The organism is Novosphingobium sp. BF6, from assembly GCF_058273105.1.
This window is the reverse complement of the sequence record NZ_CM177775.1, coordinates 72,347-89,314: the sequence shown is the minus strand read 5'-3', so window position 1 is coordinate 89,314 and position 16,968 is coordinate 72,347. Positions and strand designations below refer to the sequence as shown.

Sequence of the window (16,968 nt, the reverse complement as noted above, 5' to 3'; positions counted from 1 at the left end):
TCGTTCTCGTTGAATCAGTTCGCGAGGCTCAGGGCGAGCACATAGTCGTCATAGGTCTTGCCGCCGACGTCGAAAGTCCGGGTACCGATCGTCTCGAAGCCGTGCTTGGCGTAGAAGGCGAGGGCGCGGTGGTTGTCGTTCTTCACGCCGAGCAGCAGCCGCTTCCAGCCAGCGGCCAGCGCGGCGTCGCGCACGGTTCGCATCATGGTGCCCGCGATCATCGAGCCCTGGAAGCGCGAGAGCAGATAGATGCGCTTCAGTTCGAGATCGCCCTCCTGCGCGAGTTCCAGCTCGGGATCACAGATCAGCGCATAGCCGACCGGCGCATGGCCCGGCTCGACTTCCGCCAGCCAGGCCTTCGCGCCTTTAGTCAGGTACTTGCGGTAGTTTTCCGCCGAGTGCTGCTTCAGGCAATGGGCGACGATCCCGCCGCCGTCGACCAGCCCCGCGAAACTTTCGAGGAAGGTCGCGGAAGCCACGAGCGAGAGCGCATCGGCATCGTCGACCGTGGCGGGGCGGATGCGCCAGATGGGGAATTCGGTCATGGCTTTCAGCCGACCATCGTGAAGGGTTCGAGACCGGCGAGGCGGGTGACGGGTTCGAGTCGGGGCAGATGGCGCGGCGACAGGCCCGCGACTTTCTGCGCCATGGCGGCGATGTGGTCCGGCGTCGAGCCGCAGCAGCCGCCCAGCACGTTGACCTGTCCTGCGACCGCCCATTCGCCGACGAAGCCCGCCGTGGTCTCGGGCATTTCGTCATAGGCGCCCAGTTCGTTGGGGAGGCCCGCGTTCGGGTAGATCATGATCAGCGTGTCGGCGAGTTCGGACAGCGTCTTCACATGCGGGCGCAGCTGGGTGGCGCCGAACGAGCAGTTCAGCCCGATCGTCACCGGCTTGGCATGACGCACCGCGTGCCAGAACGCCTCGACCGTGTGGCCGGAGAGATTGCGGCCCGACAGGTCGGTCAGTGTCATCGACATCATGATCGGCACTTCGCGGCCCAGCTCGGCTTCGAGGTGGCGCACGGCCATGATCCCGGCCTTGGCGTTGAGCGTGTCGAACACCGTCTCGATCAGGATGAAGTCGGCGCCGCCTTCGACGAGGGCGGCGGCCTGTTCCTTGTAGACATCGACCAGTTCGTCCCAGTCGATCTCGCGGTAACCCGGATCGTTGACGTCGGGGCTGAGCGAGAGCGTCTTGTTGGTCGGTCCGATCGCGCCTGCCACGAAGCGCGGGCGCCCATCCTTGGCTTGGTATTCGTCAGCGAGACGGCGGGCGAGCTTCGCCGATTCGAGGTTGATCTCGCGTACGAGGTGCTCGGCGCCGTAGTCGGCCTGGCTGATGCGGTTCGCCGAGAAAGTGTTGGTCTCGGCGATGTCGGCCCCGGCCTCGAAGTAGGCGCGGTGGATCGATTCGGGCACTTCGGGCTTGGTCAGCGCGAGAATATCGTTGTTGCCCTTCTGGTCGTGGGAGAGGCCGAGGTCGCCCGCATAATCCGCTTCGCTGAGCTTCCAGCGCTGGATTTCGGTGCCGAAAGCGCCGTCCGTGATGAGGATGCGCTTGGCCGCTTCGGCGAGGAACTGTTCTCTGGCACTCATTGTCGTAATCCCCGATCAGCCCTGACGAGGGCTAAAGGTCATTTTGGCTGACCGTTCGCGCGCGCCTTGCTGCACGAACGGTCGTTATACAAGTCCGCTCAGGCGTCCGGCTTCGGACGCAGGCCCAGAAGCTGGCAGATCGCATAGGCCTGCTCGGCGCGGTTGAGCGTGTAGAAGTGGAAATCGCGCACGCCGCCCTCGTAGAGACGGCGGCAGAGATCGGCGGCGGCGACCGCGGCGACCAGCGCGCGCGGGCCGGGGCGCTCGTCGAGACCCTCGAACATCGTCTCCAGCCAGCCCGGAATCTCGGTATTGCCCGACATGCGGCGGATCGCGGCGAAGCTCGTCACCGGCATGATGCCGGGCAGGATCGGCGCGGTGATTCCGGCGGCGAGCACTTTGTCGAGGAAGCGGAAATAGGCGTCGGTCGAGAAGAAGAACTGCGTGATCGCGCGGTTGGCACCGGCATCGAGCTTGCGCTTCAGGTTGTCGAGGTCGGCTTCCAGACTGGCCGCTTCGGGGTGGATTTCGGGATAGGCGGCTACCGAGATGTCGAAGTCATGGCGCGCCTTCAGCCCGGCCACGAGATCGGCGGCACCGGTATAGCCCTGCGGGTGCGGGGTGAACACGCCGCCGCTGCTCGGCGGCGGATCGCCGCGCAGGGCGACGATGTGGCGCACGCCCGCTTCCCAGTACTGGTCGGCGATCTCGGCGATCTCGCCTTTGCTGGCGCCGACGCAAGTAAGGTGAGCGGCCGGAACCAGATCGGTCTCGCGCACCAGCCGCGACACGGTGGAATGGGTGCGCTCGCGAGTCGAACCGCCCGCGCCGTAAGTCACCGAGACGAAGCTGGGCGCCAGCGGGGCAAGCTGGGTGATCGCATCCCAGAGCTGTTCCTCCATCTTCTCCGTCTTGGGCGGGAAGAACTCGAAGGAGACGGAAATGTCGCCCGGCAGGTCCTCGAAGCGCGGGGCGGAGACCGGTCGTTCGGCAAAAGTCATGGGAGCTGGATCTTTCTGTCTTGAATCTCGGTGGCCGGAATCTCGGGGACTGGCAGGCGGCGGCCCGTCCAGATTTTCACGGTAAGCGGGTCGCCGGGCAGTGAAACGGACGGTTCGGAGGCGAATCCGGCTTCCGTCAGCAGCGATTCCATCTGCTCGTCGGCAAAGCCGAGGCGGGCGTGGGCATGGCGTTCGCGCAAGTCCTCGCGGTCGTGCGCGGCAAGGTCGACCACGGCGATGCGTCCGCCCTCACGGGTGACGCGCGCGGCTTCGCCCAACACCACGCCGGGGTCCTGCGCATAGTGCAGGACCTGATGGAACAGCACGGTGTCGAAGCTGGCGGGCACGAAGGGCAGCGCGGTGAAGTCGCCCTGGAGCAGCGCGACTTTGTCCGCAGGCAAAGATTGCAAGCGGGCGCGCGCGATCCGCAACATGTCCGGACTCTTGTCGAGCGCGGTGACATGCCCGGCCTTGCTAGCAAGCAGTTCGGCCATACGACCGGTGCCGGTGCCGACATCGAGCAGGGCGCCCAGCTTCTGGCGGCCGAACGACGCCAGCAGGGCCGATTCGACCGGGCCGTCGGCGCCGTGAAGCTGGCGCAGGGTGTCCCACTCCTCGGCGTGGCTGGCGAAATAGGCCTGGGCGCTGGCCTCACGCGCCTCGCGAATCGCGGCGAGCTGGCGGCGATCCTCGGTGCAGCGGGCGGAAAAGGCGGGGTCGTCGCGCTCGGCCACGGTCAGGAGCTGTGCGGCGGCGGCACCCATCGGTGGCTCGCTCTTTTCCTTCACCGCGCTGCGCAGGAAGACCCAGCTGCCTTCCTTGCGGCGCTGCGCAAGGCCTGCGTCGCACAGGATCTTCACGTGCCGGGAGACTCGCGGCTGGCTCTGTCCGAGCACCTGGGCAAGCTCTCCGACCGCGAGTTCCATATGCGCGAGCAGGCGCATGATGCGCAGTCGCGTCGGCTCGGAGAGAGCCCTCAGGAGGGGGTCGATTTGCATGGGTTGGCATATAAAGATATCTTTATATGTGTGCAAGCCCTAGGATTTCCGGGGGTTTACGACCCCTTACTTCCCATTTGCGTTGGTCCAATGTCTCGTCTAAAGAATGGCACCGCAGGCTTGCCTGCAAGCGTTGGCCTATGCGCCAAACAATGCAAGGGGATTCGCATGAAGAAGATTGCTTTTGCCGCGTTCGCGTCGGCTGCCGCTCTGTCGCTCGCTGCTTGCGGTGGCGAAAAGCCCACCGAAGCTGCTACCGAGTCGGTTGAGACCCTGCCCGAGGAAACTCTGGCTGCTACCACCGAAGCGGCTACCGAAGAAGCCACCGCGGCTGCCGAGTAATCCGGCCGGGGGCTGCGCACCGACCTTTCAGGTCTGCCGGCCCCCAGTTGCTTTCCGCCCTTTCGGGGAAATCACGGAAAGTCCGTCCGAGACGGAAAAAGCCCTCCCCTCCGGGAGGGTTTTTTATTGCCCGAACTCCGCGTTCAGTGCTTTTGGGGCCAGTGCTTCGGGAGCCCGCCGGGCAAGCCCCCGAGACGCATCACATGTTCAGGGGCACTTGGTGAACTGGCCCTTCTTCGGGCCGGAGGTGAAGCGGCATTTGCCGTCCTTGCCCTTTACGGTCATGGTCGTGACCTTGGTGGTGGTCTTCTTGGTCGTCACGGTCTTGCAGGGGATGAACTTGCCCTTGGCATCGCGGCAGGGTGCCGCCATCGAGGGGGTAGCTGCCAGAAGCCCGGCGACTGCGGCAACGGCCATCAACTTGCGAATCATGATCGCTCTCCCGTTTAGCACCTTTGCATTGCCTCTTTTGCTTGACTGCGCCGGAGGAGATTTCGCTGCGATGAACCCGGCGAAATGCCGTTTCCGGGCCGCTCGATCTCCGCACGCGCGCAGTATCCCGATAAACTTTCGAATGACGTGAATGTTTCTCTTGTCAGATCGAAAAAGGCGATCTAGAGGGCTGCCTCCCACGCCGAAGTGCGCGGGACCGGACCGCCCACCCAGGTGCGATCCGCTGAAATGGACGGGGCCTTAGCTCAGCTGGGAGAGCGCCTGCATGGCATGCAGGAGGTCAGCGGTTCGATCCCGCTAGGCTCCACCATCTCCTTCAAACTCACGAAAATTCAGAGCTTTGGTGTTCGAAGGCAGAGCTGTTGCTTCCTTGCGGCGGCATCTTTCCTTCGGCGGCAAATCTCCCCATAGCGCGGCCATGCTGTCTCGCCTTCCGCCGCTCGCCTCCTGGACTTCCGCGCTGATTGCCGCCCTCATCGGGTTCGGCGGAACTGTTGCTCTCGTCGTCCAGGCCATGCAGGCGCTCGGGGCCGAGGCTGGGCAAGTCGGTTCGGCCGTCACCGCACTTTGTCTCGGCATCGCCGTGCCCGGAGCGATTCTCTCGCTGTGGATGCGGATGCCGGTCGTGCTGGCATGGTCGACGCCCGGCGCAGCGCTGCTGGCCGCGAGCACTGGCGCGGTTACCTGGCCGGTCGCGATCGGCGCCTTCCTCGCGGCTGCGGGCCTTATGTGTCTGCTGGGGCTGGTGCCCGCACTGGGACGTCTCGCTGCGCGAATCCCTGCTTCGGTTGCCTCGGCGATGTTGGCAGGCGTGCTGCTGCCGTTCTGCCTGCAACTGTTCCGCACGCTACAGACCGACGCGCTGCTGGTGGTGGTCCTGCTGCTGGTCTTCGTGATCGCCCGGCAACGCTTCCCACTCTACGCGCTGCTGCTGGTGCTGGTCTCCGGCGTGGCGGTGGTGCTCCTGCGCGGCGACGTGGCCGGATTCGCGCCCACCGCGTTGCTCGGCGGGTTGGCGCCGGTCACGCCCACTTTCGACCTCAAAGCCGTGGTGAGCATCGGCGTGCCGCTGTTCCTCGTCACGCTGGTCTCGCAGAACCTGCCGGGCCTCGTCGTGCTGCGGACCGCCGGTTATGAGCCGAAGCCGCAGCCCCTGCTGCTGGGCACCGGTCTCGCGACGATGCTGCTCGCACCCTTCGGCGCGCACGGGGTCAATCTTGCGGCGATCACGGCGGCGATCTGTACGAGTTCCGACGCGCACCCCGATCAGGGGCGCCGCTGGACGGTCGGCCTGATCTATGCCGCGTTCTACCTGGTGCTGGCGCTGTTCTCGGCGCCGCTGGTACAATTCTTCCTGACGATGCCCAAGTCCGCCATCGCCGCCTTCACCGGAATCGCGCTGATCGCGCCGCTCTCGGGCGCGGTAGAGAACATGCTGGTCGAGAAGACCGAGCGCGACGCGGCGATCCTGACGTTCGCCGCGACCGCTTCGGGCGTTTCGCTGCTGGGCATCGGCTCCGCTTTCTGGGGCCTGCTGGCGGGCTTCGCGGCGCTGGCGGCCAAGGCGGTTTTCGCGCGCCGAAATTGACCTCATGCCCCGTGCGCCGTAACGCGCGGGGCATGACCGTAACGCGCTTCGCTCCCTCGCCCACCGGGCACCTTCACGTCGGCAACATCCGCACGGCGCTGCACAACTGGCTGCTCGCCAAACAGGCGGGCGGCACGTTCCTGCTGCGCATCGACGACACCGACGCGGCGCGCTCGAAGGAGGAATATGTCGCGGGCATCCATGCCGACCTCGCCTGGCTCGGCATCGCCTGGAGCGGCGAGGAGCGTCAGTCGGCCCGCTTCGCGCTCTACGAACGCGAATTCGAGCGCCTGAAGGCGGCCGGCCGCGTCTATCCCTGCTGGGAGACGCCGCAGGAACTGGAACTGAAGCGCAAGGTGCTGCTCGGGCGCGGCCTCCCGCCGATCTACGATCGCGGCGCGCTGCGGCTCACCGAAGAGGATAAGGCCGCGAAGATCGCCGCCGGAGACTTGCCGCACTGGCGCTTCCTGCTCGATCATGACGAGCCGATCGCCTGGGAGGACGGCATTCGTGGCCCCCAGAAGTTCGACGCCGCCCAGATGAGCGACCCGGTGATTCGCCGCGCCGACGGCTCGTGGCTCTACATGCTGCCTTCCGCCATCGACGACGTGGACATGGGCGTGACCCGGATCCTGCGCGGCGAGGACCACGTTTCCAACACCGCCGCACAGGTCCAGATGTTCACCGCACTCGGCGCGCCGGTCCCCGCCTTCGCGCACGAGGCGCTGCTGGTCGGCACCGAGGGCAAGCTCTCCAAGCGCCTCGGCTCGCTGGGCGTTGCGCATTTCCGCGATATCGGCATCGAGCCGCAGGCCGTCGTCGCGCTGCTCGGACGCCTCGGCACCAGCGACCCGGTCGATCCCTCGCTGGACGCCGAGGAGCTGGCGGCGGCGTTCGACCTCACCCGCTTCGGCCGCGCGCCCGCGCGATTCGACGAGGCGGAACTGGAGCGCGTCAATGCCGCCGTGGTCCACGCCCTGCCGTTTGCGGCGGTTTCCGAACGCCTGCCCGAGGAAATGGACGAGGGCGCGTGGGAAACGATTCGTCCCAACCTTTCGCACGTCCACGAGGCCCATGACTGGTGGCGCGTGGTCATCGGCCCGATCGAGGCTCCGGCGCAGGCCGACGAGGACCGGGCCTATCTGGCGCAGGCGGTCGGGGTTCTGGCGAGCCTCGAATGGAGCCAAGGCGTGTGGAAGGCGCTGACCGGCGCGCTCAAGGACGCTACCGGGCGCAAGGGCAAGGCACTGTTCCTGCCGCTGCGTCTGGCGCTTACCGGGATGGAGCACGGGCCGGATATGGGCGCGCTACTGCCGCTGATCGGGCGGGATGAGGCTCTGGCGCGGTTGAAGGTCGTGGCAGGATAAGAACAGAGAAGACCCGGGGCCCTTCGACAAGCTCAGGAGATCCCCCGGACCCTCGGAATGTCGACGTTGCGCGCCACCTATCGGTTCTGCGCTCCTTGCGGCGCAGCCCATATGTCTCCCGACGCCGCCATGGGCGCCCGACGCTGTTGGTCCGCGTGATCTAGACGGTAATGGGGGTGCAGGGGGGCTATGCTCCCCTGCTTTTATCCCTTCCGTTCTTACTCCATGAACCACCCATGGCTCGCCACCAGCGACTGCCCGGTCAGCGCATTGGTTTCGAACCCGGCGAAGAATAGCGCCACTTCGGCGATGTCGTCCACGGTGGTGAACTCGCCGTCCACGGTCTGGCCGAGCATCACGCGGCTCACCACTTCCTCTTCGGAAATGCCGAGTTCCTTGGCCTGTTCGGGAATCTGCTTGTCCACCAGCGGGGTGCGCACGAAGCCGGGGCAGATCACGTTGGAGCGCACGCCCTTCCTGCCGCCTTCCTTGGCGATCACGCGCGACAGGCCGAGCAGGCCGTGCTTGGCGGTGACGTAGGCGCTCTTGAGCGGGCTGGCTTCCTTGGAATGGACCGAGCCCATGAAGATGATCGAGCCGGATTTCTGCGCGTACATGTGCGGCAGCACGGCCTTGGACGTGAGGAAGGCGCCGTCGAGGTGGATCGCCAGCATCTTCTTCCAGTCGGCATAGGCGAAATTCTCGACCGGGTTGACGATCTGGATGCCGGCGTTGGATACGAGCACGTCCACCGTGCCCCAGGCCTCGACGACCTGAGCGACGCCCGCATTCACCTGGTCCTCGCTGGTCACGTCCATGGCGACGGCGATGGCCTCGGTGCCGTACTTGGCCTTGATGTCGTCGGCGGCCTTCTGGGCGGCTTCGAGGTTGAGGTCGGCGATGGCCACCTTGCCCCCCGCGGAGGCATATTTATGGGCGATGGCGTTGCCGATGCCGCTGGCGGCGCCGGTGACGATGCAGGCCTTGTCCTTCAGTTTCATTCACCTACTCCTCGTTGTTCGGCCTCTTCGCGCGCGTGCCCGCGAGGTCGAACGTCATGATTTCGTCGGGTTTGAGTTGACGATCGGTCCAGCGTGCATCGCGCAGCGAAGAGTGCGCGTCGGCCTTTCCGGCTTTCCAGTGCTCGGTTACGGTCATGCGGGAGAACTCGTAGTCCTTCGACATGGTCTCGTAGCCGCGCGGGCGGTTGATGAGGTGCATCACCGCCACGGCGCCTGCCGGGCGGCAGCCGAGCAACTGGTGCAGGTCGGGATCGTCCCGCAGTTCGGGCGGCAGCTTGTGGGAGAGCCGCTGGGCGGCGGCGCGCATGTCCTGGAGGCGCTTGGACAAGTCGGTGTTGAGGCGCGTGCGGCTGGAGAAGCGGATGTCCTTTTCCCGCTGGGCGATGTCGGCCATGGTCTTGGGTACGGCCCCGCGCGAGGGGAACAGGTCCACCTGGAACACCGTCATCTCGCAAGGGCTGCGGTTGTCGAGCACGTATTGCAGCGGGGTGTTGGAGACGAGGCCGCCGTCCCAGTACCACTCGCCGTCGATCTCGACCGGCGGGAAGCCGGGGGGCAGGGCGCCGCTGGCCATGATGTGCTCGGGACCGATCCTGCGCTCGCTCTGCCCGTTTTCGCTCTGGTTGTCGAAATAGACGAAATTGCCGGTCATCATGTTGACCGCGCCGACCGAGAAGCGGGTTTCGCCCCGGTTGATGCGATCGAAATCGACGAGGTTCAGCAGGGTCTGGCGTAGCGGGGCGGTGTCGTAGAAGCTCAGGCGGCCGAGTTCGTCCGGCCATTCGGGCAGCGGCACCGGCAGGCGCGGGGTGAAGAAGCCCGGCACGCCGAAGGTCGCGGCAAGGGCGGCGGAAGTCTCGTTGAAGGCGCGGCGGGCGAAGCCGTTTCCGGCGTCGAGCCGGTAGAGCAGTTCGTGGCTGACCCCGTCCCAGAAGGCGCGCAGCTTCCCGACGCGTTCCTCGGGCGCATTGCCGGCGATGATCGCGGCATTGATCGCGCCGATCGAGATGCCGGCCACCCAGTCCGGCGCGTGGCCTTCGGCGGTGAGGGCTTCGTAGACTCCGGCCTGGTAGGCGCCGAGCGCGCCTCCGCCCTGAAGCACGAGCACCGACTGCGGTGCGTTCGAAAACGGGGACGAAACGGCGGCGCTATCGGCGTTCATGGGCAGGGTCCTGCGCATGGTGGATGTTGCGATGCAACAAGTGGGACCGTTGGCGCGCGCTTTCAACTGTTTATTGGCGAGATTTTGCGGGAACTTTTCTCGCGGTCTTACCCTCGTCATCCTGAAACGAGTTCAGGATGACATGTGTATTGTGACGCGTAGTGTGCGGCAGGCCTTGCACGGAATACGTGTTACGCCGCTACTTCCGTCAGGCTGCCCTCGCTGGCCGCTTCCAGCAGGCGGCGTTCCAGAGCCTTGATCCGGCTGGATGAGGTCAGCTTCTCGCCCAGCAGATCGGTGACGTAGAAGGTATCCGCCGCGCGTTCGCCATACGTCGCGATATGGGCGGAGTGGACCATGAGCTTCGATTCGAACAGCGCATGGGCCAGCCGGTTGAGCAGCGCCGGGCGGTCGCGGGCATTGACCTCGACGACGGTGAGGCGATTCGAGGCCTTGTTGTCCACCAGCACGCGGGGCCGTACTTCGAAGGCATCGGCGCGGGGGCGGGCATCGGGGCGGGCGACGAGCTGGGGCAGGATCTTGATGCGGTTGGCCAGCGCATTCTCGATCGAGGAGCGCAGGCGGGCAAGCTGGGTTTCCTCCATGAAGGGCCGTCCGAGCGGGTCCTGCACCAGGAAGTTGTCCACCGCGCGGCCGGTGCGACTCGTATGGATGCGCGCGTCGATGATGTTGCCACCCGCGAGATGGATGCCCCCGGCGATGCGGTAGAACAGGCCGGGGTGGTCCGAGGCGATTACGGTGACGAGCGTGGCCCCGCGCGCCGGATAGTACTCGGTCGCGATCGAGAGGGGTTCGTCCTGTGAGGCATGGAATTGCGCCAGGTTCTTGGCGATGACGTCTTCCTGCTCGGCGATCCAGTAGGAATCGGCGAATTGCGCTGCCAGCTCCTCGACAAGCGCGGCATTCTCCTCGGCGCTGCCGGCAACGATGGCCTTCTTCGCGGCGACGCGCTTCTCGCGCCCGAATTCGACATGGCCGAGCCGCAGGCGCTCCTCGGAGGCGCCGTAGAGTTCGCCGATGAGCTGGCGCTTCCACGAGTTCCAGGTGCCGGGGCCGACCGCGCGGATATCGACGATGGTCAGCAGCGTCAGTTGCCGCAGGCGGTCCACCGATTGCACGAGTTCGACGAAATCGGTGATCGTCTTGGCATCCGACAGGTCGCGCTTGAAGGCGGTGGCGGAGAGCACGAGGTGGTGCAGCACCAGCCACGAGACGAGTTCGGTCTCTTCCTCATCCAGCCCGAAACGCGGGCAGAGCTTCAGGGCGATTTCGGCACCGATCTCGGAATGGTCGCCGCCGCGGCCCTTGGCGATGTCGTGCAGCAGCACCGCGGCATAGAGCGCCCGGCGCGAGCGGACCTTGTGGATGATCTCGTGGCTGAGCGGATGGTCCTGCTTCAGCTCGCCCTTCTCGATGCGGGAGATCAGGCCGATGGCGCGGATGGTGTGCTCGTCCACCGTGTAGTGGTGGTACATGTCGAACTGCATCTGCGCGTTGACGCGGCCGAATTCGGTGACGAAGCGCCCGAACACCCCCGCCTCGTTGAACGAGCGCAGCGCCGTTTCCGGGTTGTTGCGGCTGGTGAGCAGTTCCATGAACAGCTCGTTGGCGCGCGGGTCGCGGCGCACGTCCTCGCGGATGAGGGCGGCGTCGCGGGAGACGAGGCGCATGGTCTCGGGGTGGATTTCCAGCCCTTCGCGGTCGGCGATGACGAAGATCTCGATCAGGCGTACCGGATCGGCCTCGAACCAGGTTTCGCCGGGCGCCATGATACGTCCCCCGAACACCTTGTAGCCCTTGACCGAGCGCGGACGGGCGCGGAAGCCCGCCAGCAGCCCGCGCGGCTGGCGCTTGGCGAACTGGTCGTCGAGCTGGGCGAGGAACACGCCGGTCAGGGTGCCGACCATCTTCGCCTGGAGGAAGAACATCTGCATGAACCGCTCGACCGCGCTCTTTCCGGGGCGGTCGGAATAGTTCATCCGCGCCGCCACTTCGCGCTGGAGGTCGAAAGTCAGGCGGTCCTCGGCGCGGCGGGTGATCGTGTGGAGGTGGCAGCGCACTGCCCAGAAGAAGTTCTCCGCCCGGCGGAAGGCGCGGTATTCCTTGTGGGTCAGCAGGCCCACGTCCACCAGTTCGCTGGGATCGCGCACCTTGTGGATATATTTGCCGATCCAGTAGAGCGTGTGCAGGTCGCGCAGGCCGCCCTTGCCCTCTTTCACATTGGGTTCGACCACGTAGCGACTGTCGCCCATCCGCTTGTGGCGTTCCTCCCGCTCGGCCAGCTTCTCGACCACGAACTGACGCTCGGTCCCGGCGACGACGTCCTTCCAGAAGCGCGCGCGGACTTCCTCGTAGAGATCCTGGTCGCCCCAGACGTAGCGGCCCTCCAGCATGGCGGTGCGAATGGTGAGATCTGAGCGGCTCATGCGGACCATGTCGTCCACCGAGCGGCTGGAATGGCCGATCTTGAGGCCGAGGTCCCAGAGGAAATAGAGCATCGCCTCGATCACCTGCTCGCACCAGGCGGTCTGCTTGATCGGGGTGAGGAAGGCGAGGTCGACGTCGGAATGGGGCGCCATCTCGCCGCGCCCGTAACCGCCGACGGCGATGATCGAAAGACGCTCGCCCTTTGATCGGTTCATCGCCGGATAGACGTGGGTGGAGACGTGATCGTGAATGATCCGCAGCAACTGGTCGACCAGATAGGCCTGCGCTTCCGCCACTTCGTGCCCGGCAGAAGGCTTTTCCACGAGGCGGCGGGCGATTTCGGCGCGGCCCTGTTCCAGCGCTTCGCGCAGGAGTTCGACCACCCGCTTGCGGCCCTTGGCGGCGCCGGTCTCTGCGACGACGGCTTCGATGGCCTCGACCAGCGCGCGGCGGTCGATCACGGAACGGGGCGAAGGGATGCGGATCACGCTCATGTCGAGCGATATCTAGACATTCAAAGGCTTGAGGGGAACAGCGCGCTTGCTTCCGCCCGCCGATTTTGCGGGGCCTTGGCAAAATCCGGCCTACCATCGCCCCGCAGCCTATGCCAGAAGGCCCGCAAAGCCCCGCTGAGCCGTCCGGCCCGGCGACCTTACGAGAATTTACGAGGTCGAGCACTTGTCCCTGACAGCACTTGCCGCAGCCGCCGCCGCAGAGGCGCACCAGCCGATCTACTGGGTCAATCTGGGCCTCAAGAACTACCTGTTCCGGATCGGCAGCTTCGAACTGCGCTGGTATTCGCTGGCCTATCTGGCGGGCATCATGCTCGGCTACTGGCACCTCTCGCGCATGATCAAGGCGCCCGGCGCGCCGCTGGCGCAGCGCCATGCCGACGACCTGTTCTTTTATTGCACGATCGGCATCATCCTGGGCGGGCGCCTGGGCTATGCGACGTTCTACACCGGCGGCGATACCGGCATTCCCAGCCTCTGGAGCGATCCGGGCGCGCTGGTTTCGCTCTGGCACGGCGGCATGAGCTTCCACGGGGGGCTGATCGGCGTGCTGCTGGCGATGATCTGGGTCTCGTGGCGCGGGAATCTCGATTTCCTGCGGGTGGCGGACTATGTTTCGGTCTGCGTGCCCTTCGGCATGCTGTTCGGCCGCCTCGCCAACTTCGTGAACGGCGAGCTGTGGGGCCGGGTCGTCACCGATCCGAATCTGCCCTGGGCCATGGTCTTCCCCGACGCCGGACCGCTGCCGCGCCACCCGAGCCAGCTCTACGAAGCCGGCCTCGAAGGCCTGCTGATGATCGTCGTGATGCTCAGCCTGTTCTGGAAGACCCGTTCGCGGTTCCGTCCGGGCCTGCTGGTCGGCGTCTTCACCACCGGAATCGCCTGCGCGCGCTTCACCGTGGAGTTCTTCCGCGAGCCGGACGCCCAGCTGCAGGACTTCGCCGCCCGCACCGGCCTGTCGATGGGCCAGTGGCTGACGATCCCGCTGATCCTGCTCGGCCTGGTGCTGATCGCCCGCGCGCTTGCCAAGCCGGCGCTGGCCACCGTCCGCCCGATCACTGCGTAATCCCATGTCCGATGCCGAACCGCTCTCGGCCGTGTTCCAGCGGCTGATAGCCAATTACGGGCCGATCTCGCTGCTGCACTACATGGGCGAATCGAACGCTCGCTACTATGCCGACAAGGACCCGTTCGGCGCGGAAGGCGACTTCATCACTGCCCCCGAGATCAGCCAGATGTTCGGCGAACTCGTCGGGCTGTGGCTGGCGGATATCTGGGTGCGGGCTGGGAGCCCGCAGCCGGTCCACTACGTCGAGATGGGGCCGGGGCGCGGCACTCTGGCGCGCGATGCGCTGCGTTCGATGAAGCGGGTGGGGCTGGAGCCGCACGTGCACTTCGTGGAAGGCTCGCAGGCGCTGCGGGCGCTCCAGGCCGAGGCGGTGCCGCAGGCGCAGTGGCACCACGATCTCGGCAGCGTGCCCACCGACGCGCCGCTGCTGGTGGTCGGCAACGAATTCCTCGATGCGCTGCCGGTGCGCCAGCTGGTGAAGACGGCCAAGGGCTGGCGCGAGCGCATGGTGGACTGGGTCGAGGATCGCTTCCGCCCCGTCGCCGGGGACAAGCCGATGGACGCCGCCGTGCCCGATGCGCTGAAGGATGCGCCGGAAAGCACGCTGCTGGAAACCTGCCCCGGCGCCGCCGCGGTCATGCACGAACTGGCCGCAAGGCTCGCGGCGCAGGGCGGCGCGGCGTTGCTGATCGACTACGGCTATGCCGCGCCGCAGACCGGCTCGACCTTGCAGGCGCTGCGCGCGCATACCAAGGTCGATCCCTTTGCGATGCCGGGCGAGGCGGACCTCACCTGCCTCGTCGATTTCGCGATCCTGGCGGAGATCGCGGCGAACGAAGGCGCGACATGGCAGGGCACGGTGACGCAGGGCGAGTTCCTGCGCGCGCTGGGCATCGAGATGCGTGCCGCCCATCTCGTCGCCACTGCGCCGCATCACGCGGAGACTATCCAGCGGGCAAAAGATCGGCTTATCAACGACGATCAGATGGGAACCCTGTTCAAGGTCATGGGCGTGACCGGGCCGCAATGGCCGCAAGGCGCGGGGTTCTGACGAGACGACAGGGGGCAGAATGAGCGAAGCAGCGGTAGCGCCGTCGGGGGCGACGGCAGTGCGGGGTGTCACGGCGCAGGACTTGCGCGGGCCGGACAGGCTGGAACGGGCGCTCGGTTTTCTGGCCGTGGTGATGCTGGCCTTCATTTTCGCCGCCCTGCTGCGCGGGATGAACGAATGGGCGCGTGTGCCCGTGGTCATCTGGCTCCATCTCGCGACGATCCTGACCGCGCTGGTCTTGACGCCGGTGCTGCTCTGGCGCCGCCGCGGCGATACCCGGCACCGGGTCTACGGCTATATCTGGAGCGGGGCGATGATGCTGACCGCGCTGGACAGCCTGTTCATCCACATGGGCGGGCCGGGAAAGTTCAGCCTCATCCATGTCCTCTCGCTGTTCACGCTGGTCATGGTGCCGGTGCTGGTGCTGGCGGCGCGGCGGCACAATGCCGCCCGTCACCGCCGCACCGTGCGCGGCCTCATCATCGGCGCCCTGCTGATTGCGGGCTTCTTCACGTTCCCGTTCGACCGCCTGCTCGGCCACTGGCTGTTTGGCTGATCACCGTGAGAGGGCGGCAATCGCCCCCTCGAACAAGAGTCAGCGCGCTTCCGGCGTCCGGTCCTCTTCCGGCAGCTGGCGAACCGGCACCGCCGAGAGCCAGTCTTCCAGAGCGTCGAGGTCGATGGCGCCATGGACGCGGTCGGTGCCCGCGATGAAGCCGCTGAAGCCGTCGCCGCCTTCGGCCAGGAAGTTCACCACGCTGACGCGGTAGGTCCGCGCCAAATCGAGCGGCTTGCCGTCCAGCGTCAGCGCGGTGATCCGCGAACCCGAGGGGCGGCGCATGTCGAAGGCCACCTGCAGGCCCTGGCTGGGCGCGAGGATCTGCTTGTCGCCGCTGTCGTCCAGCCCCTGCTCCAGAGTGGCGCGAAGCTGGGCGCCGGTCAGCGACAGCGTGACGATCTCGTTGTTGAACGGCTCGACCGCGTAGATCTGGCCGAAGGTAACGGTGCCGTCCGCCGCCGGGATCAGCGAGGTGCGGATGCCATAGGGATTGACGAAGGCGATCTCGGCCCCGGCCTTGCGGCTGGCGGCAAGCTGCGAATCCGCGATCAGATTGCCGAGTTCGCCGCCCTTGCCGACGCCCTTTTCCTCGACTTTGCCCGCCGCTCCGGAAAGCTTGCCCACCGGCCGCGCGACGAGGTGCAGCGAGGCGTCCTTGTAACGCTGGATATAGGCGGCGACGTCGGCGCGCGGCTGGAACTGCGGGAAGGCGGGCTGGTTCGGCACCACGCCCTTGGCCGACGTGTAGGCGGGCGACTGGACGATCAGGTTGCTGGCCTGCTTGCCCAGCAGCTTGTGCGTTGCGGGATCGAACTTCAGAGTGATGTCCGTCACCAGCTTGCCGTAGACGCCCGCGCTCGTCAGCAGAATCGGGCCTGCCTGCGGGTTCTCGGTATAGTTGCAGACATAGGCCCAGTGGGTATGGCCCGAGACCACCACGTCGACACCGGGGTGCAGGCGGGCGAGGATCGGCTGGATATCGCCCACCGCCTGATCGCAGCCGTTGGGATCGGCGGCGCCGTTGGTGCGCAGGCCCTGATGGATCAGCACGACGACGGCATCGGCGCCCGCGGCTTTCAGCTGCGGCACCGAGCGGTTGATCGTTTCCGCCTCGTCCGCGAATTTCAGGCCGGCAACCCGGTCCGGCGCCACGAGAGTGGGCACGCTGCTCAGCGAAAGGCCGACGAAGCCGATCGTGATCCGGTCCATGCCAGTGCCGAAAGTCTTGAGTCCGGTGCCGGGGAACAGCGGCGTACCGTCGGCCAGCGTGGTGCTGGCGGCGAGGTATTTGTAGTCGGCACCCTTGAACGGTTCGAGCTGGCAGGGCTGCCCGCGCGTGTTCTTCTCGCAGCCGCCGTTCTGGAGGCGGCGCAGTTCCTGCCAGCCCCGGTCGAACTCATGGTTGCCCACCGCGTTGAACTCTACGCCGACGCGGTTCATCACGCCGACAGAAGGCTCGTCGAGATAGAGCGAGGAGGCGAGCTGCGAGGCGCTGGTCAGGTCGCCCGCCGCCACCACGACATTGTTGGCATGCCGGGCCTTCAGCGAATCCACCGCCGAGGCCAGCCATGCCCCGCCGCCCGCCGGAACCGCGACTTCGCCGCCGTGACCGTCCGGCGTCTCGACCGACTGGCTGGGCGGTTCGAGCGCGCCGTGGAAGTCGTTGATCGCGATCACCCCGACTTCGATGGGGGCGCTTGCCTGGCGGGAGGTCGGCGTCGTCGCGCAGCCTGCGAGAAGGGCGGCCATCAGCGAGGTGGAAAGCAGCGGTAGACCGCGATGGAGGGGGAGAGTCATGG

The 16,968-nt window shown here is 66.4% G+C and carries 15 protein-coding genes and 1 tRNA gene; 7 read left to right on the top strand and 9 right to left on the bottom strand.

Going from position 1 to position 16,968, the window contains the following annotated elements; all coding sequences use genetic code 11:
• Window positions 1-14: 14 nt before the first annotated feature.
• The 4 genes from AC4D6D_RS00465 to AC4D6D_RS00450 all read right to left on the bottom strand — a co-directional run bounded on the left by AC4D6D_RS00465 (window position 15) and on the right by AC4D6D_RS00450 (window position 3,596).
• Entirely contained in the window at window positions 15-545 is a 531-nt protein-coding gene (locus tag AC4D6D_RS00465; RefSeq protein WP_491326059.1) for a GNAT family N-acetyltransferase, read from the bottom strand.
• Between the two features lie 5 nt (window positions 546-550).
• Window positions 551-1,597 (bottom strand): homocysteine S-methyltransferase family protein, encoded by a 1,047-nt coding sequence (locus AC4D6D_RS00460; RefSeq protein ID WP_491326058.1) that lies wholly within the window; start codon window positions 1,595-1,597, stop codon window positions 551-553.
• 98 nt (window positions 1,598-1,695) lie between these two features.
• Window positions 1,696-2,598 carry a methylenetetrahydrofolate reductase [NAD(P)H] gene (gene metF / locus AC4D6D_RS00455; protein WP_491326057.1) on the bottom strand — a complete coding sequence of 301 codons (903 nt, stop codon included), beginning with the start codon at window positions 2,596-2,598 and terminating at the stop codon, window positions 1,696-1,698.
• Window positions 2,595-3,596: an ArsR/SmtB family transcription factor gene (locus AC4D6D_RS00450; protein WP_491326056.1), complete on the bottom strand. Its 1,002-nt coding sequence runs from the start codon at window positions 3,594-3,596 to the stop codon at window positions 2,595-2,597. Before AC4D6D_RS00450 ends, metF begins: the two co-directional genes overlap by 4 nt.
• Before the next feature lie 168 nt (window positions 3,597-3,764).
• Here AC4D6D_RS00450 and AC4D6D_RS00445 point away from each other — a divergent pair, with 168 nt between their 5' ends.
• Window positions 3,765-3,938 carry a hypothetical protein gene (locus tag AC4D6D_RS00445; RefSeq protein WP_021232409.1) on the top strand — a complete coding sequence of 58 codons (174 nt, stop codon included), beginning with the start codon at window positions 3,765-3,767 and terminating at the stop codon, window positions 3,936-3,938.
• A 207-nt stretch (window positions 3,939-4,145) separates the two neighbouring features.
• On the opposite strand, the gene AC4D6D_RS00440 is transcribed toward AC4D6D_RS00445, so the two are convergent.
• On the bottom strand, window positions 4,146-4,370 hold the full coding sequence (locus AC4D6D_RS00440) for a hypothetical protein (RefSeq protein ID WP_147220717.1): 225 nt from the start codon (window positions 4,368-4,370) through the stop codon (window positions 4,146-4,148).
• A gap of 255 nt (window positions 4,371-4,625) precedes the next feature.
• On the opposite strand from AC4D6D_RS00440, the gene AC4D6D_RS00435 reads away from it, so the two are divergent.
• From AC4D6D_RS00435 to gltX, 3 genes are all read left to right on the top strand, one after another.
• Window positions 4,626-4,701: transfer RNA gene (locus tag AC4D6D_RS00435), tRNA-Ala, on the top strand.
• 108 nt (window positions 4,702-4,809) lie between these two features.
• Window positions 4,810-5,979, top strand: coding sequence for a benzoate/H(+) symporter BenE family transporter (locus AC4D6D_RS00430; RefSeq protein WP_491326055.1), 1,170 nt, complete (start codon window positions 4,810-4,812; stop codon window positions 5,977-5,979).
• A gap of 32 nt (window positions 5,980-6,011) precedes the next feature.
• A complete protein-coding gene (gene gltX / locus AC4D6D_RS00425) occupies window positions 6,012-7,346 on the top strand; it encodes a glutamate--tRNA ligase (RefSeq protein ID WP_491326054.1) in 1,335 nt (444 codons plus the stop codon).
• A gap of 218 nt (window positions 7,347-7,564) precedes the next feature.
• Here the strand turns inward: gltX and AC4D6D_RS00420 are convergent, their stop codons facing one another.
• The 3 genes from AC4D6D_RS00420 to AC4D6D_RS00410 all read right to left on the bottom strand — a co-directional run bounded on the left by AC4D6D_RS00420 (window position 7,565) and on the right by AC4D6D_RS00410 (window position 12,472).
• Window positions 7,565-8,347, bottom strand: coding sequence for a 3-hydroxybutyrate dehydrogenase (locus AC4D6D_RS00420; RefSeq protein WP_491326053.1), 783 nt, complete (start codon window positions 8,345-8,347; stop codon window positions 7,565-7,567).
• Between the two features lie 4 nt (window positions 8,348-8,351).
• Window positions 8,352-9,530 carry a patatin-like phospholipase family protein gene (locus AC4D6D_RS00415; RefSeq protein WP_491326052.1) on the bottom strand — a complete coding sequence of 393 codons (1,179 nt, stop codon included), beginning with the start codon at window positions 9,528-9,530 and terminating at the stop codon, window positions 8,352-8,354.
• Between the two features lie 191 nt (window positions 9,531-9,721).
• On the bottom strand, window positions 9,722-12,472 hold the full coding sequence (locus AC4D6D_RS00410) for a [protein-PII] uridylyltransferase (protein WP_491326051.1): 2,751 nt from the start codon (window positions 12,470-12,472) through the stop codon (window positions 9,722-9,724).
• A 184-nt stretch (window positions 12,473-12,656) separates the two neighbouring features.
• On the opposite strand from AC4D6D_RS00410, the gene lgt reads away from it, so the two are divergent.
• The 3 genes from lgt to AC4D6D_RS00395 are packed head-to-tail and all read left to right on the top strand — an operon-like array spanning window position 12,657 to window position 15,166.
• On the top strand, window positions 12,657-13,556 hold the full coding sequence (lgt, locus tag AC4D6D_RS00405) for a prolipoprotein diacylglyceryl transferase (protein ID WP_491326050.1): 900 nt from the start codon (window positions 12,657-12,659) through the stop codon (window positions 13,554-13,556).
• 4 nt (window positions 13,557-13,560) lie between these two features.
• Window positions 13,561-14,610 (top strand): class I SAM-dependent methyltransferase, encoded by a 1,050-nt coding sequence (locus tag AC4D6D_RS00400; protein ID WP_491326049.1) that lies wholly within the window; start codon window positions 13,561-13,563, stop codon window positions 14,608-14,610.
• A gap of 19 nt (window positions 14,611-14,629) precedes the next feature.
• Window positions 14,630-15,166, top strand: coding sequence for a DUF2306 domain-containing protein (locus AC4D6D_RS00395; RefSeq protein WP_491326048.1), 537 nt, complete (start codon window positions 14,630-14,632; stop codon window positions 15,164-15,166).
• Window positions 15,167-15,205: 39 nt separating this feature from the next.
• Here AC4D6D_RS00395 and AC4D6D_RS00390 read toward each other — a convergent pair whose 3' ends face one another.
• Complete coding sequence (locus AC4D6D_RS00390) at window positions 15,206-16,966, bottom strand: bifunctional metallophosphatase/5'-nucleotidase (protein ID WP_491326047.1); 1,761 nt, start codon at window positions 16,964-16,966, stop codon at window positions 15,206-15,208.
• Window positions 16,967-16,968: the final 2 nt, after the last annotated feature.